General features: G+C 62.5%; 23 protein-coding genes. 14 read left to right on the top strand and 9 right to left on the bottom strand.

The window, feature by feature from the left end:
- Positions 1-2: 2 nt before the first annotated feature.
- Genes DK391_RS34965 through DK391_RS34955 form a run of 3 tightly spaced genes read left to right on the top strand, consistent with a single transcriptional unit; the run spans position 3 to position 2457 of the window.
- Entirely contained in the window at positions 3-530 is a 528-nt protein-coding gene (locus tag DK391_RS34965) for a nuclear transport factor 2 family protein (RefSeq protein WP_109482567.1), read from the top strand.
- On the top strand, positions 527-1666 hold the full coding sequence (locus tag DK391_RS34960; RefSeq protein WP_109482566.1) for an amidase: 1140 nt from the start codon (positions 527-529) through the stop codon (positions 1664-1666). Before DK391_RS34965 ends, DK391_RS34960 begins: the two co-directional genes overlap by 4 nt.
- A gap of 47 nt (positions 1667-1713) precedes the next feature.
- Entirely contained in the window at positions 1714-2457 is a 744-nt protein-coding gene (locus DK391_RS34955; RefSeq protein ID WP_109482565.1) for an SDR family oxidoreductase, read from the top strand.
- A 64-nt stretch (positions 2458-2521) separates the two neighbouring features.
- Here the strand turns inward: DK391_RS34955 and DK391_RS34950 are convergent, their stop codons facing one another.
- The gene (locus DK391_RS34950) at positions 2522-3151 is read right to left on the bottom strand and encodes a response regulator (protein WP_109482585.1); all 630 of its coding nucleotides are present in this window, start codon (positions 3149-3151) and stop codon (positions 2522-2524) included.
- Positions 3152-3528: 377 nt separating this feature from the next.
- Here DK391_RS34950 and hpaC point away from each other — a divergent pair, with 377 nt between their 5' ends.
- Complete coding sequence (gene hpaC, locus DK391_RS34945; protein ID WP_109482584.1) at positions 3529-4071, top strand: 4-hydroxyphenylacetate 3-monooxygenase, reductase component; 543 nt, start codon at positions 3529-3531, stop codon at positions 4069-4071.
- 112 nt (positions 4072-4183) lie between these two features.
- On the top strand, positions 4184-4465 hold the full coding sequence (locus DK391_RS34940) for a hypothetical protein (protein ID WP_204117496.1): 282 nt from the start codon (positions 4184-4186) through the stop codon (positions 4463-4465).
- A gap of 114 nt (positions 4466-4579) precedes the next feature.
- Here the strand turns inward: DK391_RS34940 and DK391_RS34935 are convergent, their stop codons facing one another.
- Complete coding sequence (locus tag DK391_RS34935) at positions 4580-5119, bottom strand: hypothetical protein (protein ID WP_109482564.1); 540 nt, start codon at positions 5117-5119, stop codon at positions 4580-4582.
- Between the two features lie 103 nt (positions 5120-5222).
- On the bottom strand, positions 5223-5855 hold the full coding sequence (locus DK391_RS34930) for a DnaJ domain-containing protein (RefSeq protein ID WP_109482563.1): 633 nt from the start codon (positions 5853-5855) through the stop codon (positions 5223-5225).
- 172 nt (positions 5856-6027) lie between these two features.
- Between DK391_RS34930 and DK391_RS34925 the strand changes: the two genes are divergently transcribed.
- From DK391_RS34925 to DK391_RS34905, 5 genes are all read left to right on the top strand, one after another.
- Complete coding sequence (locus DK391_RS34925; protein WP_109482562.1) at positions 6028-6945, top strand: formate/nitrite transporter family protein; 918 nt, start codon at positions 6028-6030, stop codon at positions 6943-6945.
- 300 nt (positions 6946-7245) lie between these two features.
- Positions 7246-8730, top strand: a complete 1485-nt coding sequence (locus DK391_RS34920; RefSeq protein WP_109482582.1) for an esterase-like activity of phytase family protein — start codon at positions 7246-7248, stop codon at positions 8728-8730.
- Between the two features lie 201 nt (positions 8731-8931).
- Entirely contained in the window at positions 8932-9624 is a 693-nt protein-coding gene (locus DK391_RS34915) for a Pr6Pr family membrane protein (protein ID WP_239483041.1), read from the top strand.
- Positions 9605-9922 carry a high-potential iron-sulfur protein gene (locus DK391_RS34910; RefSeq protein WP_109482560.1) on the top strand — a complete coding sequence of 106 codons (318 nt, stop codon included), beginning with the start codon at positions 9605-9607 and terminating at the stop codon, positions 9920-9922. The genes DK391_RS34915 and DK391_RS34910 overlap by 20 nt, the downstream gene beginning before the upstream one ends.
- 114 nt (positions 9923-10036) lie before the next feature.
- Positions 10037-10309, top strand: a complete 273-nt coding sequence (locus DK391_RS34905; protein ID WP_109482581.1) for a hypothetical protein — start codon at positions 10037-10039, stop codon at positions 10307-10309.
- Here the strand turns inward: DK391_RS34905 and cls are convergent.
- The 4 genes from cls to DK391_RS34885 form a co-directional block, all read right to left on the bottom strand.
- Entirely contained in the window at positions 10298-11560 is a 1263-nt protein-coding gene (gene cls, locus DK391_RS34900) for a cardiolipin synthase (protein ID WP_109482559.1), read from the bottom strand. The genes DK391_RS34905 and cls overlap by 12 nt on opposite strands.
- 78 nt (positions 11561-11638) lie before the next feature.
- Positions 11639-11902 (bottom strand): hypothetical protein, encoded by a 264-nt coding sequence (locus DK391_RS34895; RefSeq protein ID WP_109482558.1) that lies wholly within the window; start codon positions 11900-11902, stop codon positions 11639-11641.
- A 311-nt stretch (positions 11903-12213) separates the two neighbouring features.
- Positions 12214-12426 carry a hypothetical protein gene (locus DK391_RS34890; RefSeq protein WP_109482557.1) on the bottom strand — a complete coding sequence of 71 codons (213 nt, stop codon included), beginning with the start codon at positions 12424-12426 and terminating at the stop codon, positions 12214-12216.
- Positions 12427-12703: 277 nt separating this feature from the next.
- Positions 12704-13567, bottom strand: a complete 864-nt coding sequence (locus DK391_RS34885; RefSeq protein ID WP_109482556.1) for a mechanosensitive ion channel family protein — start codon at positions 13565-13567, stop codon at positions 12704-12706.
- 275 nt (positions 13568-13842) lie between these two features.
- Between DK391_RS34885 and DK391_RS34880 the strand changes: the two genes are divergently transcribed.
- Together DK391_RS34880 and DK391_RS34875 are read left to right on the top strand one after the other, a co-directional pair.
- The gene (locus DK391_RS34880; RefSeq protein ID WP_239483040.1) at positions 13843-15174 is read left to right on the top strand and encodes an MFS transporter; all 1332 of its coding nucleotides are present in this window, start codon (positions 13843-13845) and stop codon (positions 15172-15174) included.
- Between the two features lie 111 nt (positions 15175-15285).
- Entirely contained in the window at positions 15286-15747 is a 462-nt protein-coding gene (locus DK391_RS34875; protein WP_109482555.1) for a hypothetical protein, read from the top strand.
- Positions 15748-15777: 30 nt separating this feature from the next.
- Here the strand turns inward: DK391_RS34875 and DK391_RS34870 are convergent, their stop codons facing one another.
- Positions 15778-16008 (bottom strand): hypothetical protein, encoded by a 231-nt coding sequence (locus tag DK391_RS34870; RefSeq protein ID WP_109482554.1) that lies wholly within the window; start codon positions 16006-16008, stop codon positions 15778-15780.
- Positions 16009-16132: 124 nt separating this feature from the next.
- Here DK391_RS34870 and DK391_RS45480 point away from each other — a divergent pair, with 124 nt between their 5' ends.
- Positions 16133-16321, top strand: a complete 189-nt coding sequence (locus DK391_RS45480; protein ID WP_109482553.1) for a hypothetical protein — start codon at positions 16133-16135, stop codon at positions 16319-16321.
- Between the two features lie 290 nt (positions 16322-16611).
- A complete protein-coding gene (locus DK391_RS34860) occupies positions 16612-17586 on the top strand; it encodes a glycosyltransferase family 2 protein (RefSeq protein ID WP_109482552.1) in 975 nt (324 codons plus the stop codon).
- A gap of 133 nt (positions 17587-17719) precedes the next feature.
- Here DK391_RS34860 and DK391_RS34855 read toward each other — a convergent pair whose 3' ends face one another.
- The gene (locus DK391_RS34855) at positions 17720-19015 is read right to left on the bottom strand and encodes an MFS family transporter (RefSeq protein WP_109482551.1); all 1296 of its coding nucleotides are present in this window, start codon (positions 19013-19015) and stop codon (positions 17720-17722) included.
- Positions 19016-19365: the final 350 nt, after the last annotated feature.

The raw sequence follows: 19365 nt of genomic DNA, 5'->3' as shown, positions 1-19365 counted from the left end.
CCATGAGCGATATGACGCTGTCACCGGCCGCCCTCGACGCCTTGCTGGCGCGCGTCGCCGCGCTCGAAGCAGAGAACGCGGTGCGCAAGACCATCGCGCGCTACATGGCGCTGTGCGACGTGCCGTCGGGCGCGCTCGACGGCGAAACGCTCGCTGCACTCTTCACCGAAGACGCAATCTGGCAAGGCATCGGCCCGCAGTACACTGAGAAATTCGGCAAGCTGCAAGGACACGATGCCATTCTTGCGATGCTGCAGCGCTATTTGCCTCCCGCGCCGCACTTCGCCACCAATGTGCACTTCCTGACTTCCGAGACGATCGAAGTCGACGGCACGCGCGCGCCCGGCCGCTGGATCATGCTGCAGGCGTCGGGTTACGTCGATGCACGCGCCGAGCTGATCGCCGCGCGGCTCGACATCGACTTCGTGCCGGCGCCGAATGGCCGCGACTGGCTGATCCAGCACTTTCGCACCGAACGTCTTTTCGATGCACCGTGGCAAGTGAACGCCCGCAAGGACACGACGACATGACTGCATTCATCAGCGAATTCACGCTGGGCGCGGACGCTGCCGCGCAAGGCCCGACCATCGCGATCAAAGACTCGATCGACGTGGCCGGCTATCCGACCACAGGTGCGAGCCGTTCACTCGCGGACGCACCACCTGCCGCCGCTCACGCCGAAGTCGTTCAGCGTTTGCTCGATGCGGGTTGGCGCATCACGGGCAAGACCAACATGCACGAACTCGCGTTCGGCATGACGGGTATCAACGATTACACGGGCACGCCCGTCAATCCGCAGGACGCGGCCCGTATTCCCGGTGGCTCGTCGAGCGGCTCGGCGTCGGCAGTCGGGCTGAAGCTCGTCGATGCCGCGCTCGGCACCGATACGGGCGGATCGATTCGCGGACCGGCCGCATGCTGCGGCGTGATGGGACTCAAGCCGACCTTCGGTCGCGTGTCGCGCAAAGGCGCCGTGCCGCGTGAATCCACGCTCGATTGCGTGGGTCCTTTTACGCGTGACATCGCGACGCTCGCCGCTGTGATGGCGGCCATCGCGCCCGCGTTCGATGCGAACCTCGCGAAACGCGCCAATGCAGGCGCGAACATCGCGATCGTGTCGGTCGATGCCGATGCGGCCATTCGCCAGGGCGTGGAGCGTGCGGTCCAACTCGCAGGTTTTGCATCGCGCGTGATCGAACTGGATGGTCTGAAAGAAGCCTTCGAAGCAGGCCTTGCTGTCATCAACGTCGAGACCGCGCGCGAGTTCGCGCATCTCGTCGAATCAGGCAAGCTCGGTGCTGACATCGACGCACGCCTGCGCGCCGCGGCGCAAACGACCCAGACGCAACTCGACACCGCCGAGCGCGTACGGCGCTCGTTCACGGCTGCCGTCGATCGTGCACTCGATCACGCCGACGTGCTGGTGCTGCCGACCTTGCCCACCTTGCCGATCACAATCGAAGCCGCTCGCAACGGCACGCCTGTGCTCACGATGTCCTCATTGATACGGCCGTTCAATCTGAGCGGTCATCCCGCGTTGAGCCTGCCGGTCCCGATCGAAGGCTCGCCTTTGAAAGCGGGCTTGCAGATCGTGGGACGCAAAGGCGCGGACGAGCAGGTCTGTGCCGTCGCCGCGCACTTCGAAGCCGCGTTGGCCGCTTCCTGACATCCATAGCGTGCGTGCAGGCGCACGCACTGAAGGAATCTTCATTTATGTCGAACAGAGTCGTTATCGTGACGGGCGCGGCGCGCGGTCTGGGTGCCGTCGTCGCGAAGCAGTTTCATCGTGCGGGTTACAAGGTCGCGCTGGCCGACATCGCAATCGATGCCGCCCAGGCGCTGGCCACGGAATTGAGCGCAGACCATGACACCGCCTGCGCGATCCCGCTCGATGTCACGCGCAAGCAGGACTTCGAAGCCGCACGCGATGCGTTGATCAGCCGCTGGGGTCATGTCGATGCGCTCGTGAACAACGCGGGAGCATCGAAGGTCCTGCCCGTGATGGAGATCACCGCCGAACAGTTCGATCAGGTGATCGACATCAATCTGCGCAGCGTGCTGTTCGGCGGCCAGGTGTTCGGCCAGTATTTCGCCGATCGCGGCGTGGGACGCATCGTCAATATTGCTTCGCTGGCGGGACAGAATGGCGGCTCGGCGACGGGCGCGCACTATGCAGCGGCGAAAGGCGGTGCGATTACGTTGACCAAGGTGTTCGCGCGCGATCTGGCCGCGCGCGGCGTGACCGTCAATGCGATCTCGCCGGGACCGCTGGATTTACCCATCGTTCACGAAAGCGTGCCCGCCGACAAGCTCGACAAGGTCATTTCCAGCATTCCCGTCGGGCGTCTTGGATCAGCGGACTATGTCGCGCAGGTCGCCGTGCTGCTCGCATCGGGTGATGCGTACTTCGCCAACGGCGCCTGCTGGGATGTGAACGGCGGGCTTTACATGCGCTAGTGTGGGGAAGGATCGGCGCGGCCTTGCCATGTCAGGGCCGCGTGCCCTTCCATGCCGTTCGATACTAGTCGCGGCCCTCGCCCGGACTCCATACGGCCATCACATCGCGCACCAGCGTCGCAATCGACGACGCGCCAAGCTTGTCCTTGATGCTCGCGCGGTGCACGTCGACCGTCTTCACACTGATCGACAGGTCCGACGCGATGCGCTTGCTGCCCTTGCCGTCCAGCACGCCGCGCAACACTTCCTTTTCTCGCGCCGTCAGCGATTCAATCCGCTGACGCAGTTCGCGATGCTTCTGATCCGCTGCATGACGCTGCGTCGCGAGCTTCATTGCGCGCTGCACGCGTTCCAGCATTTGCTGCGAGTTGTAGGGCTTCTCGACGAAATCGATTGCGCCGTTTTGCAGCGCCCGCACCGACATCGGAATGTCGCCATGACCGCTGACGAAAATGATCGGCAAGGTCGCGCCGCGCGCGTTGAGTTCCGCCTGCACATCGAAGCCGCTCGTCTCGGGCATGCGCACGTCGAGCACGAGGCATGCGGGCACGTTCGCGTCGAAGGCTTTTAGAAACTCCGCGGCACTCGCAAACCCTTCCGACTTCACGCCCACCGATTCCAGCAGCCACGCGAGCGAAGTACGCATGCCGTTGTCGTCGTCGACGATATACACGATGGGCGCGACTGGCGCGATGGATGATGCCTTGCTGGCTGAACTCATGTGCTGAACCTGTGTGCAACGCGCGCCGTATGGGGACCGGCTGTCTCTACGCGCTGCCTGTCTGATTGATGTCAAGGTCCATCATAACCAGCGCAAATTCACGTGAAAAGCCTTCTTTGCAGGCTTTTCGCGGTAACGACGCGTGCACGAACGCCATGCGCAGATGCGCCACGCGCGCAACCTGGTAAAACCTTTAGCCGACTCGGGAAGCTAGCCAACACGCGTGGCACTCGCGCGGATTTTATTCGTGCGATGCGTGCCGTACGCTTGATGCATGGGATCGTCGTGCGCGCAACCATCGTGCATGGATGATCGATTTGCAGCGAACCACTGCGCAGGAACCTCACATCATGTCCGCTCTCTCCGATTCGCAACGCCCAACCCTGCGCGACCCCGATGCCGCGCGCAAGCAGTTCCGCCAGGCAATGGCGCATCTGGGCGCAGCCGTCAACGTCATCACGACCGCCGGGACTGCCGGGCGCTGCGGCATCACTGCCAGCGCCGTCTGCTCCGTCACGGATGCACCGCCCACACTGGTCGTCTGCATGAACCGCTCGAGCGCGATGCATGCCGTGTTCGAGGCCAATCGCAAGGTCTGCATCAACGTGTTGCCGGGCCATCATGAACTGCTCGCGCGACACTTCGCGGGTCTCACGCAACTCGAAATGGACGCGCGCTTCAGCCTGCCGCTCTGGGATGAAGGACTGCACGGCGTGCCCGTGCTGCGCGATGCGCTCGCCAGTCTGCAAGGCGATATCGTCGAGTTGAAGGAAGCCGGCTCGCATTCGGTGATGTTCGTCGAAGCGACGCAGATCCGCGTGTGTGCCGATGGCGACAGCCTCATCTACTTTGACCGCCAGTTTCATCGCGTGCCGAGACTGTGCGTGGCCTGATGCGCTGTTACCCTGCGTTACTTTTCTCGCAACGCTGTTGCACCTGTGTCGAATCCGCGCCCCTAGACTGAGGCCGTACTCAGAGACGCGCAACCATGCGCAGGGAGCAATAATGAAGAAGATGATGCTTGGTGCAGCTATCGGTGTGGCAATGCTCGCAGCTTCGGCAGCGGCTTCGGCACACGTCGACGTCGCCGTGGGTCTCGGCGTGCCGGGCGTGGTGGTGCCGGCTCAACCCGTGTACGCTGCGCCCGCCCCCGTTGCCGTGGGTTATGGCTACGACTGGCGTGAGCGCCGCGCATGGCGCGAGCATGAATGGCGTGAACACGAGTGGCGCCGTCACGAAGCCTGGCGCGAGCACGAATGGCGCGAACGCCAACGCTGGGGGTATTGATCGAATCTCACACGCGCTGCAGTGTTGAGCGCGTGAATTTGCATCGCCTCGTTGCGGCCGGGTTGTAGTGGTCGCAACGAGGCGACTTTATTTCTGCCGCGTATTTCTGCCGTGCTACACGCCCGGCTTCCACGGCCAAGACGGATAGAGACGTGCATTGTCTTCGGCGCTGTCACGCTGCGATGCTTCTTGAGCGCTGACACCTTGGGCATCGGCGCGCGCTGCGGGCGGCTCGATCTCGTCCTTTGCCTGCACCGGCTCAACGACTGGCGATGGCTCGCCCGTAAAGGGCAACGCATCGCCGAACCATTCGACCTCGGGCTTTATCGCACCGATATACGCGGGCCAGCCGCTACGATCCTCCGCGAACAGATTGTCGTGCACGGCGAGCGCGAGCGCACTGTAGTCGACCTGCTCTTCCAGCAGCAACGCGGGCCATGCAGCGAACGAGGCGCTTGCGCGCGCGGCGAAGTCCGCGGTCTTCATCTTCGGCGGCATCGCTGCGAGCCATGCATGCGCGGCGAGTTCGGGATGCGCGTTCAGCAGATGATGCAGCGTGTGATGTTTTGCGTGGTCGGCGAGTGCCGCGGAGATGGCGTGTAGTGCGTCGCCGAGATGCAGCAGCAACGCACGCCGTTCGAAAGCGTCTTTCATCGAAGCATGTCCGTGCTCAGGTTCCACGCGTCTCGCGGGATCGCGCGCAACGTAAAGCGGTAATGGTGAAAATAAGCGTGAATGAGGATCAACAGGCGGCGCGCTATGAGCGCACGCCGAAAAATCCCTGCCACAGCGAATCGAAAAGACCGCCGTTACGTGGCTCGTCGGCAGGTTTGTCGTGTTTCGTTTGCGCGGATTGGGTTGGTGATGCCGCGTCGTCCTTCTCGGGTCCGGCTGTCGATGCGTCCGGCGCAGGTGCGGATTCGGCCGCTTGCGCAGCACGTCGCGACGCCTGCAAGGCCGATACGCTGTCGGCGATGCGTTGCGCCATGCCGGCATCGCACTCGCGGCCAAGCAGCACGCCGAACAGCACGTCGCGGTTGTGGCCTTCGTCGGCATAGCGCATCGCCACGCCCACCATCTCTGTGTATTTCGCCTCGGCGGCTGCCTGTGCCATGCGCGCGCGCGCCGCCTCGACTTCTCGCTGACGCTTTTCGAGCGCGTCCCAGCGGCGCATTTCCTGCGCGTACACGGCGTCGTACACCTTGCGCTGGTTTTCGTCGGAGAGAATCGCGTATGCGTCCTTGATCTCCTGGAACGCCGCGTGCGCGACGTCTTCCTGCCCGACGTTGCGGTCCGGGTGCCACTTCATCGCGGCCTTGCGGTACGCCCGTTTGATCTCTTCCCAGGTGGCGTCTTGAGACACGCCAAGCTTCGCGTAAAGGGTTGCCATGTCGCGTTGGGTCTCGGTTTGCAGATGACGGTCGGGTTCATCGTAGCACGGCGCATCGCGTCGTTCGAGCCGGCGTGGTCCGACGAAAGCGACGCCAGGTGCAGATTCTCAGGCACCGATTTTGCAACCTGCTTTGCGATGCGCATGTGAATCGCGCATAAGCGAGCGGCCCATGAAACCTGAATCGAACGACACTGTCCCTCACGCGCGGCAACGCGAAACGACCGTTCGTAACGCCGACGTGGATCGGCCGGAAAAAGCCGGTGCCGAATCGCCCCATCTCGACGCAGATGAAAAAGATCAGGCCGCGCAACACACCGCGCCTCACGCGTTGATGTTGCATGAGATCGTGCGTGAAGAAGGCGAGGCCGCACTCGAACGCACTGTCGTCGCGCTGATGTGGTCGTCGCTGGCGGCGGGGCTGTCGATGGGCTTCTCGTTTCTCACCACGGCCGTGCTTCAGGCGGGATTGCCCGACACGTCGTGGCGGCATCTGGTGTCGAGCTTTGGCTACACGACGGGTTTCGTGCTCGTCATCATGGGACGCCAGCAACTGTTCAGCGAAAGCACGCTGACGGTCATGCTGCCCGTTCTCACACGGCGCGAGTTCGGCTGCCTGCTCAAAGCGCTGCGCCTGTGGATCGTCGTGCTGGTCTGCAATGTGATCAGTTCATGGATCTTCGCGGCGATGCTGCGCCTGCCTGGCATTTTCGAAGCCGATGTCGTCGATGCGCTCGACGAAACCTCACGCGCGGCAGTCGGCCCCGCCGATACGTTCCCAACCTTCATGCGCGCCGTATTCGGTGGATGGCTGATCGCGTTGATGGTGTGGCTGCTGCCGGGCGCGCGCGCGGCACGCCTCCTGACCGTCGTGCTGATCACCTGGGTGGTAGCCGTGGCGAAGCTGTCGCACATCATCGCGGGATCGACGGAGGTCGCCTATGCGGTGCTCGCGGGCGACGCATCGCTTGCCGATTACTTCGGCCGCTTTCTGCTGCCGACGCTCGCGGGCAACGTGGTGGGCGGCATGTCGCTCGTCGCGCTGCTCAATCATGCCGCGATTGCACCGGAGATCGGCGAGCGGCGATGACTCGCAACGGCACTCGGCCAGCGCCGTTTCATGAGGCGCGCGCCTGAATACAGGCGCTTCAATGACAAGCGTGCATCCGAATGTGCGCTAGCGCACATCGCGCGCCACGCCCGCGTGCACGCCGTCACACTTCCGACATTTATGTCACGCAACATCGGTCCCCGGCAATAAAACGTAAGCAACCTTTCGTCCGGGCGTTCGACCGCTTTCTTTTGCCGTACGCGCCCGGCGCCGCCTTTCATCGCATGGCTCCTTTCAAGGGACATTCCAGTGCTGCGCTTATCGCTCTTCACCCGCACCATGCTCGGTGCCGTCGCCTCGCTCGCGGCGCGCGTCGCCGCGCCTGCCGCCCCCGCTTCCGTCGATCTGATCGCCATCGGCAAGCTTGACGGCAATCTGCTCGACAAATCGAAGGACACCGCGGGCAAGCTCGAAAACGGTGCACCCGGCAATCTGCTCGGCGGTCTTGGCTCGGGCATTGGCTACGCGGGCTGCCATACCTTCGTCGCCGTGCCGGATCGCGGTCCGAACGCAGTCTCGTACAACGCCGCTATCGACGATACCGCGTCGTACATCAACCGCTTCCAGACGCTGCGCCTGCATCTGAAAGACGCGCCCAAGGGTGCCGCGCTGCCGTTCACGCTGACACCGAAGCTGCTCGACACGACGCTGCTGCACACGTCCGATCGCCTCGTCTATGGCACGGGCGCTGCGTTTGGCGTGCCAAACGGCGCGCCGAAGCTTAACCGCGACAACCACACGAATTACTTCACGGGCCGCTCGGACAACTACGATCCGACGCATCTGTCGACGTATCCGCTCGATGCGCGCTTCGACCCCGAAAGCGTGCGCGTCGCCAACGATGGCGACAGCGTGTTCATCTCCGATGAATATGGCCCGTACGTGTACCGCTTCGATCGCAGGAGCGGCCGCCGCATTGCGACGTACAAGCTGCCCGACACGTTCGCGGTGTCGACGCTCTCGCCGGTGGGCAACAACGAGATCAGCATGAACACGTCCGGCCGCGTCGCGAACAAGGGCATGGAAGGCCTCGCGATTTCGCCGGACGGCAACACGCTGTTCGGCGTGATGCAAAGCCCGCTGATTCAGGATGGCGGCACGAACGGGCAGTACACGCGCATCGTGAAGATCGACATCCGCTCGGGCCGCACGGTGCAGTACGCGTACCCGTTGACGAACATCGGCACGGCTTCCAAGCCCAAGTATCCGACGGTCAGCGACATTCTCGCGATCAACGATCACGAGTTGCTGGTTGATGAGCGCGACGGCAAGGGTCTCGGCGATGATTCGACGGCTGCGTTCAAGCAGCTGAACCGCATCGATCTGACGGGTGCGCAGGACGTGAGCCAGGCGAGCGGTGAAAGCGGGCTCGCGCCGTATGCCGTGAAGAAGACGCTGTTCCTCGATATCGTCGCTGCGCTGACGAAGTATGGGTATAACGCGAACGACATTCCGGCGAAGATCGAAGGCATTGCGTTTGGTCCGGACGTGACGGTGCATGGCGTGAAGAAGCACACGCTCTTCGTCGCTAACGACAATGATTTCCTCGCGACGATCACCGATACGAACCACCCGGCGGGGATAGCGAATCCGAACCAGTTCTTCGTGTTTGCGATCGATGCCGCCGATTTGCCGGACTACGTTGCGCAGCGCTTGCCGGGCGTGAAGGATGGCCATGATCACGGCGATGCGTGCGGTCGCGATGACGGTGATGATGATCACGATCACGATCACGACCATGATCATGATCATGGTCGCTGGTAGCAGGGATTGAAGGCTGGTTTGCGCGGATTGCCAGGGTCGTTGTCGGCCTGGGCATCCGCGTGAACCGCTGCACGCGTTCCTTCACGCGATTAGAATCAACGCATGAAGAAGCGCGCGCCCACCGCCAACCAACCCGACAGCTCAGCGATCAAGCCAGCAGGCGATACGCTTGCGCATGACTTGCCGCTGCCAGCCCCGACGATGGCGTCCATTGCACTCGCGATGGCCATCGCCCTGATCGCCTGGCTCGCCTTCGCGGCGCAGGCCGACGTCACCGTCCACCGCATGCTGTCGCGCGGCTACGGCATGTTCGACGCCGTCGAGCGGCTCACGAGCTACCTCACCAATCTGACGATCTTCACCTGCGCGCTGTGCTTCACCTGCGTCGCCTGCTTCCCGCAGAACAGCCCGCCTCTCGTGCGCTTCTTCCGGCAGCCGACGGTCGTGACGGCCGTCACGTGCTATATCGTGTTCGTCGGCTTCGCGTACAACCTGCTGTTGCGGCATCTGTGGACGCCCTCGGGCTGGCGCATGCTGCTCAACGAAAGCCTTCACACCGTCGTGCCGCTGCTCGTGGCACTCTACTGGCTGCTGTTCGTGCCGCGTTTTCATCTGAGGCTGCGCCATCTGCTGTGGTGGCTCGTCTACCCGCTCGGCTATCTCGCACTGACGATGGTGCGCGGCGCGCTGTCGGATTTCTACCCTTATCCGTTCATCGACGTCGGCGAGCTGGGTTACGAACGCGTGCTGATCAACGCGAGCCTGCTAGTGCTCGCGTTCCTGCTGCTGATGGCCGTATTCGCTGCCATCAATCACCGTCGGCCCGTGCCCTTTGTCGCGCCCGCCTCATCTGCCCGCCCACAAGAGACCCATCATGACAACAACCCGGCGTGAGTTCATCGTGGCGAGCCTCGGCTCGGCCGTCGGCCTGTGCGCGGCACTTGCCGCAAGCCACGCCGCGCGTGCCGACGACAAGCTGAGCGAAAGCGATCCCGCCGCCAAGGCGGTCGGCTACGTCACCGTCGCGGCGAAAGCCGACAAGGCGCGCTTCCCGGACTTCAAGGCAGGACAAACCTGCAGCAACTGCTCGCTGTTCCAGGGCAATCCTGCCGATGCATGGGGTGGTTGCACACTGTTCGGCACGAAGCAGGTCGCGGGCGGCGGCTGGTGCAGCTCTTACACGAATATGTAGCGTACGTCTGAGCGCATGAAGTGGTAGGACCTGATGTGCGCACAACATGCAATGGATGGCACATGCATTGCGGAATCGTTGGATGTGTCGAACTGCATTCGAGAGATCCACGCGATGAATCAGATTGCATTTCCCGTACGCGCCACGCTGCCATTCCCTATCGCTGCGCGTCTGCATACGCCGATGCCGCCCGAAGTAGAACCCGATCCGGCTCCACCGCCCGCCGACGATCCCGACACCGACCCGCGCTCGCCGCCCGTGCCCGACCGCGAACCGGACCGCGCGCCACCGCGTCAGGAACCGCCCGCGGGCGATCCGCCTGGACACGCACCGCCCATGCACGCGTTTGCACAGACGGGTCCCGCCAGACGGAGATCAGAGTTGTGAATCGAGCAGCGCGACCACGCGCTCGATCACTTTCTCGGTCCAGGGCCGCCTCTTCCAGTCATCGAGCGTGATGCGTTTCGACCGCTTCAGGTCAGCGGCGAAAATCTGCGTTTGACGCTGCGCGAACGCGGCATCGTAGATGTTGAGATTCGCCTCGTCGTTCAGCTTGAACGAGCGCGAATCGAAATTGGTCGAGCCGACCGAGACCAGATACTCGTCGACCACGAGCAGCTTGACGTGAAACATCGTCGGCTGATACTCGAACATCTGCACGCCCGCTTCGAGCAAAGGGCCCCAGCATGCGCGCGATGCCTCGCGCACGGTATGCGTGTCGATGTGTCGGCCAGGCGTGAGTATCTGCACCTCGACGCCGCGCTTCACCGCTTCGACGATCGCGTTGATCGTCAGCTTGTCCGGCACGAAATAGGCACTCGCCAGATGAATCGAGTGTGTTGCCGCCGTGATCGCCATCAGATACATCAACTGCATGTCGTCACTGCCGCCCGATGGCGAACTGCTGAACATGTGCGCAAGACCATCGCCCGTGTGCTCCGCTTCCGGAAAATAGTCGGGCCCATGCAGTACGTTGCCGGTTGCCTTGATCCAGTTATCCATGAACACCGCCTGCATATGGCCGACGGCAGGTCCCGTCACGCGGAAGTGCGTGTCGCGCCAGTGCTTGTCGTCCTGTGCATGTCCCGTCCACTCCGGCGCGATTCCCACGCCGCCCGTGAAGCCGATGCGTCCGTCGATCACCAGCAGCTTGCGGTGCGTGCGGTCGTTCATGCGGCCAAGCCCTGTCCAGTGCGGCTTGTGGTACTGGATCACCTCGGCGCCTGCATCCTTGAGCATCTGCAGGTAGCGCCGGTCCATCTTCTGCGAGCCGACCCAGTCCAGCAGCACATGCACTGAAATGCCGTCACGTGCCTTCGCTGACAATGCGTTCGCGATCTGCTCGCCGATCGCCCCAGACCAGTAGATGAAGGTTTCGAACGTGATCGTCTTCTGCGCGGCGGCGATACCTTCGAGCATCGACGGAAATATCTCGTCGCCGTTCAGGAGCACGTCGAAGCGGTTGCCCGACGACACAGGCGGCCCGAGCAACAGGCCCATCGAACGCATGAACTGGGGATCGCCGGCGCCGTAGCGGCGCTCGATCTTGTGCTCGATCTTCTTCTCGCCGGTCGACAGATTGGCGATCAGAAGGACGACCACGAGCGTGACGACGGCGGTGACAAGGATCGTCAGCATGCGCGGCGCGGCGCGGTTGGTGGTGAGATGAAGCGGAACGCGCGCGGCATCACGGCGGCACGCGTTCGCACGGAGACGTTACCAGTCAGGATTGTTGACTTCCTGACGGTAGCCATAGACGTTATTGACGAGCCGATGCGGACGGCCGCCTGCCTGCATGACCTCGCGCCAGCCGCTCAGTGTCGCTAGCGAATCGGTATGCAGCACCGCGTAAGGCTTGACGGCGATATCGGCACCTGCTGGCGTGCCGGGAAAGAACTCGATTGCAGTGTCGTCGACAGCGAGCAGCATGCGCATATCCGCTTGCAGGATCTGCATTTCATACCGGGTGGCGGGTGTCATGTCGCGGCTCCTGATGCATTGGAATGGTTCTAGACCGTGGAGGCCGACCTTGGAGATCGACGGGTGTGGCGACGACGGTTTTCGAAGGAACCAGACTTCATCTCACCGTGCAGACGACGGACGAAGACTAGCCGCTTGTTGAAAGCAAGCGGCATTCCTGAAGCACATTCGAGACGGGGAGCGGCTTACGCCGGATGACCGGCCGGACCTTTGAAAAAAAGTCCGACGGCAGGAGTGAAAATTACGCGCCGCTGCTCACTGGCCTGCGCCGAGAGGCGCGCCAGCTTCGTGCGGCTTTCGCTATCGAGGAGTCAGTCGACGGGGAGCTGGTCGCAGGCGTTGGTCGCCGTCGACGCGCAAATGAACGAATAGTCGCCGCTCCAGCGCACGGCTGCCGCGCTGGCGTGCACGGCGTCCTGGAAATCGGGCGACGTTTCCCACGCGATAAAGCCCGAGCACAGCACAGCGGACATCACGACCAGCGAAAACGCAATTTTTTCAAAGATCTGAAAACGGGGCGACATGGCAATCTCTTCCGGTAAGCTGCCATTTTATCTCAATACTAGGGTTTTTACCTAGGCAAATTGCGGCTTTGCAACATGCCGGCACCAGCGCACGCGCCCGAGGGTGCGCTGGCGAGGCCCACTCACGGGGCATCGGCTGACAGGAAGGGGAAAAACAGCCGCATCAGGAGATGATGCGGTGCATGCCGTGCATCGGCCGACACACGGCGGATTGAAGCGACTCGTGAAGCGCTGCGCAGCGTGAACGATAGTGCATTCGTCCACGAATAAGCGTGAATCAGACTGTCTCCGACTGCCGCGCGCGCTCAGGCTCGGCACGCTGGGTGCGCGGCGGCTCCGCCGTCCGGCAGCCCGCATCCTCGACTACAGTGCGCGCGCGTTCGCGAAGGTCGTCGGCAGCGAGTTGTGCATCCGCCCCGCGCACCCAGACGGCCACCCGCACGGCCGCGCCGCCGCCGTGCCGGTAGTCGGCTGCCGTCACGACAGGTGCAAGCGTGGCCCCGCCCAGCACGCGTGGATCGCCGGCCACCATCTTCTTCAGCGCTTCGATTGCGCACGCAACATCCTTGCGCTGCGCAACGCCCACCTCCACCTCGACGCGCTGCGTGCCGCCGCTGCTGTAGTTGACGCCCGGGTTGCTCCAGATCTGACTGTTCGGCACAAAAACGGCATTGCCGTCGCTGCGTTCGATGCGCGTCGTGAACAGCCCGACTTCGCGCACGATACCCGCCGTCGCGCCCGATCCTTCGATCACGTCGCCGGCGCGGAACGGCCGCAGCATCAGCAACATAATGCCGGCTGCAATATTCTGCAGCGTTCCTTGCAGCGCGAGGCCAATGGCGAGGCCCGCCGCGCCGAGCACGGCCAGCACGCTTGCCGTCGCGACGCCCACCTCGCTGAGTGCAGCAAACAGCACAAGGACGCGCACGGCCCATGTGCCGATTGCATTGATCATCGGTGCGAGCGTCGGGTCTGCGTGCGTGCGCGACATCGCTCTGGACAGCAACGCACCGATCCGGTTGGACAGCCACCATCCTGCGATCAGGATCAGAATCGCCACGCCCGCATGCATCACGTCTTGCGTGAGCGATACGAGCAGTGATGGCTGAAGGTGAAAAACGCGTGTAAGCAGATCATCCATGGTCAGAACAGGTAGTTGAGAAAAGTCGTGCCGTAACGCCACGTAACGGGTCACATGGGCGCGCCCTCGAGCCCGGCACGGCAGGCGCGAACGACTTGCTCTACACTGGCGGGCCCGACCCGGGCTTCAACGGAACATGCCGTTCGTTGAGCCATTTCCGTCACTGCGCGTGCAAGTGCGGTGCCTGAGGTGCAAACGGAGCCGGAAACCGAGCCAGATACGCATGACGCATAAGGCAATCGCGCCCGTTATATGGGACGACGATCCATCCATCGATGAACAAACCAGCCGCCGACACTAGCGAACCGGTCAACCCGACCACTGACCCGACTGCCGCCGAGACATTCGACACACTCGTCGACGACGCTGCCCGCGAACCCGAAATCAGCCTGCCTCGACAGACGCCGTTCCAGCGCTTCTGGTGCACGCGCGTGCTGTCTTCGCTGTCGTTCCAGATGCTCGCCGTGGCGATGGGCTGGCACATCTACGCGCTCACGCATAGCGCATTCGCGCTGGGCCTCGTCGGCCTCGCGCAGTTCCTGCCGATGTTCGTGCTGACACTCGTGGTCGGCCAGGTCGCGGATCGTTACGACCGGCGGCGCATCGCAGCCATCTGCCAGGGGCTCGAATGCATCGCCGCGGCCTTGTTCGCATGGGGCACGTTCGGCGGCTGGATCAGCGCACCTGTGATCTATGTGCTCGCGGCCTGTGTCGGCGCTGCGCGCGCATTCGAGTCGCCCGCCGTGGCGTCGCTGCTGCCCGGCGTCGTGCCGCGCGCGCAGCTGTCTCAGGCGACGGCGTGGGCCACCTCGGCGAACCAGGCTGCGCAGATTGGTGGACCTGCACTCGGCGGCCTGCTGTACGGTATCGGACCGGGTGCTGCCTATCTCGCGTGCACGCTGTCGTTCGCGCTCGCGTCCGCGGCGGTCAGCACGATTCCGCTGCGCACGAAGCCCGTGCCGCGTGCGCCCGTCACGCTCGAATCGGTGTTTTCGGGCGTGCGCTTCATTCGCAGCCAGCCGGTGATCCTCGGCGCGCTGTCGCTCGATCTGTTCGCTGTACTGTTCGGTGGCGCGACTGCCCTGCTGCCTATCTTTGCGCGCGACGTGTTGCACGCCGGACCGCTGGGTCTTGGTCTGCTGCGCTCGGCGTCGGCTGTCGGCGCGCTCGGCGGCACGATCTGGCTCGCGCATTTTCCGCTGCGCAATCGGCCCGGTGCGGCGATGTTCGGCGGTGTGATTGCGTTCGGTATCGCAACGGTCGTGTTCGGACTGTCGCATTCGTTCATCGTGTCGCTGTTCGCGCTGATGGCGCTCGGCGCATCGGATGTGATCAGCGTAGTCGTGCGGCTCTCGCTCGTGCAATTGCGTACGCCCGACGAGATGCTCGGCCGCGTCAGCGCCGTCAATTCGCTATTCATCGGCACGTCGAATCAGCTCGGCGAATTCGAGTCGGGCCTGACGGCGGGCTGGTGGGGCGCGCAGCCGGCGGTGCTGATCGGTGGCTGCGCGACGATTGCCGTCGCGCTGCTGTGGATGAAGCTGTTTCCCGAATTGCGCCGCACGCGCACGCTCGAGCGCGAAGAGACGGACAAGGCAGCCGCGTAGATGTGTCGCGTCGGGCGCTCATGCCTGCGATCAGGCGCGTTGATTGCAACGTGAGTCTGCAGATCGGCTGCGAGCCTAAGCTATGCAGCCATCCATGCCACGGAGACGCTCATGCAACCAACCCCACGCGCGCCACGCATTCATCCCTTCCACGCAGGCTTCGCCATCGCGATGCTTGCCGTTACCGCACTCACGTCGTCAGCCTATGCAGACGACGCACCCAGTCCATGCGCCGCCCTCAAACGTATCGTCGCGGCAGCGCCTGCCGGCTTTGCGCAACTGACACCGGATGACGGCAAAGGCGTCGCGCAGCCCTATGGCGACGATGCGCAATGTGGCGCGTCAAAAGGCAGCTATCAATGTTCGTGGACGCCGAGCGGTGGCGCGGGATCGAGCACGGCAGCCTTGCAGGCCGTCGCGGCAGATATCGCCTCCTGCCTGCCCGATGCCACACACGACGTGAATTCGCCCGCGCGTCAGCACTTCTACATCGGCTCACGCGACGCGCGCACGCAGATCACCGCGATGCCTGCCGGCGCGAACAAGGTGAAGCTGGTGGTATCGGGCAAATGAGCGCAGGCCTATAAATAAGGCCTCGCCGCATCATTCGGTCCGATACCAGACGCGAATGCCCGAGTACCAGTGACTTACACTCGTATCGTCGCCGGAACCGAAGGTCGACAGACTTTCGACATTGATCACATCGACGTTGTTGTCTGCGATCCACGCGTTGGCGCGATCGACGAGTCCGCCTGCGTTCTCGTACACATGGCCGCGAATGACATGGCGTAGCAGGACCTGGCGTTCGAAATCCTTGAACGCGATTTTGCTCATGAGTTGTCTCCGTCTGCGTCTGGCTGTTTTTAATGGTTCGTGCCTGATGACGAGTCTAACAATCGCGGGACGGGAGCGGCAATTGCTCGATCAATGGCAGGCACATGACATCAGGGAGCGTCTCATGAACAGCGACAAGCAGCGATCGGCGGCCAACGCCAGTCCGGGCGGCGACATCGAGCATCCGAAACACCCGGCTCATAGCGACAATGAAAAGAGCAAGATGCCCGAACGTCACGACGAAAACCGCAAACAGGCACCATCGGATCGACCCGGTAAAAAGCCCGGTGAAGGCGAACCGTCTGTCAGCTAAGGCCGATTCGAATCGACCGGATAGCATCCGATACGGCGAATGACGCAATTGCGCGCAAGCGCGGTCATTTAAGGCAAAAAATGCGGCGGCCTGCACATTTTGCAGGATCGCCGCATTTTTTTCGGCACGCGGCACGCATTGTCTGCCGTTCGACTTCACGCGCACTGCATTTTTTACTGAATTATTTCTGGTTATTTTTCCGGTCCCTTCATCTACCTTCCTGCTTGCAGCGAAAGATTTCGTAATGTGAAGCGTCGCTGCCATCTGGTTAATGGAGCGAGCGGAAAACAATGACGACATCCTGCAAGGTTTCCATTTGCGTCCCGACATACAATCGGCCCGAACTGATCGTCGAATGTCTGGACTCGTGTCTCGCGCAGACGCACACGAACATTGAAATCCTGATCGGCGACGATTCGAGCGACGACCGCACGCAAGCGCTGATCGAAACGCGCTATGCGCACGACGCCCGCATTCACTATGTGAGGAATGAGCCATCGCTCGGTCAGGCACGCAATGTGGCGAGTCTGTTCGCGCGTGCGAGCGGCGACAAGATCGCGCTGATTCACGACGACGACTACTTCGCCCACGATGCCATTGCGAGTTTGCTGGCGCCGTGGCAACAGTATCCGCAACTCGAAGTCGCGTTCGCGGACCAGTATGAAGTGGATGTGCAAGGTAACGTCGATACCGCGAAGAGCGAGGCGCTGAACACCGACTTTCATCGCACGGCGTCAGCAGAAGGTCTCCAGCAGCAGCCTGGGCGAACGGGCCTTGTGCAGATGTTCCCGAACAATGGCTGGATGGCGAACGCGGATCTCGTGAAGCGCATCAGCTATCGCGATGACGTCGGCATGTGCTGCGATTACGTGTTCGGTTCGGAGTTGTGCCTTGCGGCGGCGCAGGTGTATTACCTGCATCGATATGTGTCGTACTACCGGAAGACCGAAGTATCGATCTCGCATGGCACGCGTGGGTCGGCATCGGCTGCGTCGCTGACGGCATTCGAGTTCGTGACGGCACTGCAACTCGATGCATCGCTTGAACCCGCGCGACGGGTCGCGTTGCGCAGGCTCGCGCCGATTGTGGTCTCGCTATACGCGAAGAATGATGCACCGCTTGCGGCGCTGCGAGTGGCGTTCGAGCATCCGTATGCGTATGCATATGGGCTCGATGCACGGCTTTATTATCACCTGTCGCTGATTGTGCGCGCGTTCATCACGATGAAGCGAGGCTTGCCGCCTTCCGCACCGCGGTTTCCGTAATTGTCTTGCATTGCTTCAGGCGTCGCCCGCACAGGGCGATGCCTGAAGATTTAGATCGCATCGCAGATGCCAGGCAGCGAGAGCAAACGTCAACTCTCGACCATGCGCTGGCAAACCTGACTAGTACAAAGCCTCACGGCTCGTGGCGCAAATAGCCTTCCTTCGACGGATCGCGCATGCGGAACGACACCAGCCCGGCAATCGCGCAAAGCGCCGTCACATACCAGTAGAACAACGGTTCACTCCCGGCCTGCTTGAGCCACAGCGCAACATATTCCGCCGAACCACCGAAGATCGCATTGGCAACGGCATACGACAGCCCCACACCCAGCGCGCGCACTTCAGGCGGGAACATTTCGGCCTTGATCAGACCGCTGATGGACGTATAGAAACTCACGATAGCGAGCGCAATCACCACCAGCACGAACGCCATCACGGGGCTGGTCACGTCCTTCAGGGCATGCAGCAGCGGCACTGTGCCGATGGTCGCGAAGAAACCGAAAAACAGCATCGACTTGCGGCGGCCGATGCGATCCGACAATGCGCCGAACGCGGGTTGCATGATCATGTACACGAACAGCGCGGCCGTCATCACGTTACTTGCCGTCTTCGCTTGCATGCCCGCCGTATTGACGAGGTACTTCTGCATGTAGGTGGTGAACGTGTAGAAAATCAGCGAGCCGCCGGCCGTGAAGCCCAGCACCGTGAAGAACGCGCCCTTGTGTTGCCACATGCCGCGCAGCGTGCCCGCTTCCTTGCGCTGACGCGATTCGGCCGTGGTCGTTTCGTCGAGCGAGCGGCGCAGATACAGCGCGATCAGCGCGGCAAACGCACCGACCACGAACGGCACGCGCCAGCCCCATGCCTTCAGTTCTTCTGTGGTCAGCACCTGTTGCAGGATCACGAGCACGAGCAGCGCAAACAGCTGGCCGCCGATCAGCGTGACGTACTGGAACGACGCGAAGAACCCGCGACGGCCCTGCAACGCGACTTCACTCATGTAGGTTGCGCTGGTGCCGTATTCGCCACCCACGGACAGCCCCTGGAAGAGCCGTGCGAGGAGCAGCAACGCGGGTGCGAGCGCGCCGATCTGCGCATACGTGGGCACCACGGCGATCACCAGCGAGCCGCCGCACATCATGAACACGGAGACCATCATCGCAAAGCGGCGACCGCGCAGGTCAGCGAGACGGCCGAAGAACCAGCCGCCGATGGGACGCATCAGGAAGCCTGCGGCGAAGACGCCTGCCGTATTCAGAAGCTGTGCCGTGGTATCGCCTTTCGGAAAGAAGGCGGGTGCGAAGTACAGCGCGCAAAACGAGTAGACATAGAAATCGAACCACTCGACGAGATTGCCAGACGAGGCACCGACGATCGCAAAGATGCGGCGCCGGGTGTCGGAGGGAGAGAAGACGGTCGTGTCGGTCATGCTGGGTGGTCCCTTTCTTTGAGGTTTAGCGGTCGAACGCCGCCTTGTGTTGCGCTTCAATCTGGATTGCAGGGAGGTTTCGGTCTCGTTGCAAGCAGGTTGCAGCACGCGTGCGAGATTGTATAGATATGTAAGCTTTTGCGCGGTCGGTATCTTAACGGATATGTGGCGCTGGGGGCGCTCGTTGGTTCTGGTTTTTGTGGTTTTGGTTTTGGTTTTGGTTTTGCTGGCATCCGCGGTTTGGTATTGGTCTGCTAGTGTTGCCCCTGTGCGGGGCGGCACCTACTTTTCTTTGCCGCCGCAAAGAAAAGTAGGCAAAAGAAAGCGGGCTAACACCACCCACTCCGGTC

Source organism: Paraburkholderia sp. C35, assembly GCF_003121405.1.
Classification (GTDB): Bacteria; Pseudomonadota; Gammaproteobacteria; order Burkholderiales; family Burkholderiaceae; genus Paraburkholderia.
Note: the sequence above shows the minus strand (reverse complement) of the source record. Positions and strands in the feature narration are given on the sequence as shown.

Bases quoted from the DNA above. Each gene is read 5' to 3' on its own strand.
- DK391_RS34965 (WP_109482567.1), top strand. From the start codon at position 3: ATGAGCGATATGACGCTGTCACCGGCCGCCCTCGACGCCTTGCTGGCG.
- DK391_RS34960 (WP_109482566.1), top strand. From the start codon at position 527: ATGACTGCATTCATCAGCGAATTCACGCTGGGCGCGGACGCTGCCGCG.
- DK391_RS34955 (WP_109482565.1), top strand. From the start codon at position 1,714: ATGTCGAACAGAGTCGTTATCGTGACGGGCGCGGCGCGCGGTCTGGGT.
- hpaC (WP_109482584.1), top strand. From the start codon at position 3,529: ATGTCCGCTCTCTCCGATTCGCAACGCCCAACCCTGCGCGACCCCGAT.
- DK391_RS34940 (WP_204117496.1), top strand. From the start codon at position 4,184: ATGAAGAAGATGATGCTTGGTGCAGCTATCGGTGTGGCAATGCTCGCA.
- DK391_RS34935 (WP_109482564.1), bottom strand. From the start codon at position 5,119: ATGAAAGACGCTTTCGAACGGCGTGCGTTGCTGCTGCATCTCGGCGAC.
- DK391_RS34930 (WP_109482563.1), bottom strand. From the start codon at position 5,855: ATGGCAACCCTTTACGCGAAGCTTGGCGTGTCTCAAGACGCCACCTGG.
- DK391_RS34925 (WP_109482562.1), top strand. From the start codon at position 6,028: ATGAAACCTGAATCGAACGACACTGTCCCTCACGCGCGGCAACGCGAA.
- DK391_RS34920 (WP_109482582.1), top strand. From the start codon at position 7,246: ATGCTCGGTGCCGTCGCCTCGCTCGCGGCGCGCGTCGCCGCGCCTGCC.
- DK391_RS34915 (WP_239483041.1), top strand. From the start codon at position 8,932: ATGGCGTCCATTGCACTCGCGATGGCCATCGCCCTGATCGCCTGGCTC.
- DK391_RS34910 (WP_109482560.1), top strand. From the start codon at position 9,605: ATGACAACAACCCGGCGTGAGTTCATCGTGGCGAGCCTCGGCTCGGCC.
- DK391_RS34905 (WP_109482581.1), top strand. From the start codon at position 10,037: ATGAATCAGATTGCATTTCCCGTACGCGCCACGCTGCCATTCCCTATC.
- cls (WP_109482559.1), bottom strand. From the start codon at position 11,560: ATGCTGACGATCCTTGTCACCGCCGTCGTCACGCTCGTGGTCGTCCTT.
- DK391_RS34895 (WP_109482558.1), bottom strand. From the start codon at position 11,902: ATGACACCCGCCACCCGGTATGAAATGCAGATCCTGCAAGCGGATATG.
- DK391_RS34890 (WP_109482557.1), bottom strand. From the start codon at position 12,426: ATGTCGCCCCGTTTTCAGATCTTTGAAAAAATTGCGTTTTCGCTGGTC.
- DK391_RS34885 (WP_109482556.1), bottom strand. From the start codon at position 13,567: ATGGATGATCTGCTTACACGCGTTTTTCACCTTCAGCCATCACTGCTC.
- DK391_RS34880 (WP_239483040.1), top strand. From the start codon at position 13,843: ATGAACAAACCAGCCGCCGACACTAGCGAACCGGTCAACCCGACCACT.
- DK391_RS34875 (WP_109482555.1), top strand. From the start codon at position 15,286: ATGCAACCAACCCCACGCGCGCCACGCATTCATCCCTTCCACGCAGGC.
- DK391_RS34870 (WP_109482554.1), bottom strand. From the start codon at position 16,008: ATGAGCAAAATCGCGTTCAAGGATTTCGAACGCCAGGTCCTGCTACGC.
- DK391_RS45480 (WP_109482553.1), top strand. From the start codon at position 16,133: ATGAACAGCGACAAGCAGCGATCGGCGGCCAACGCCAGTCCGGGCGGC.
- DK391_RS34860 (WP_109482552.1), top strand. From the start codon at position 16,612: ATGACGACATCCTGCAAGGTTTCCATTTGCGTCCCGACATACAATCGG.
- DK391_RS34855 (WP_109482551.1), bottom strand. From the start codon at position 19,015: ATGACCGACACGACCGTCTTCTCTCCCTCCGACACCCGGCGCCGCATC.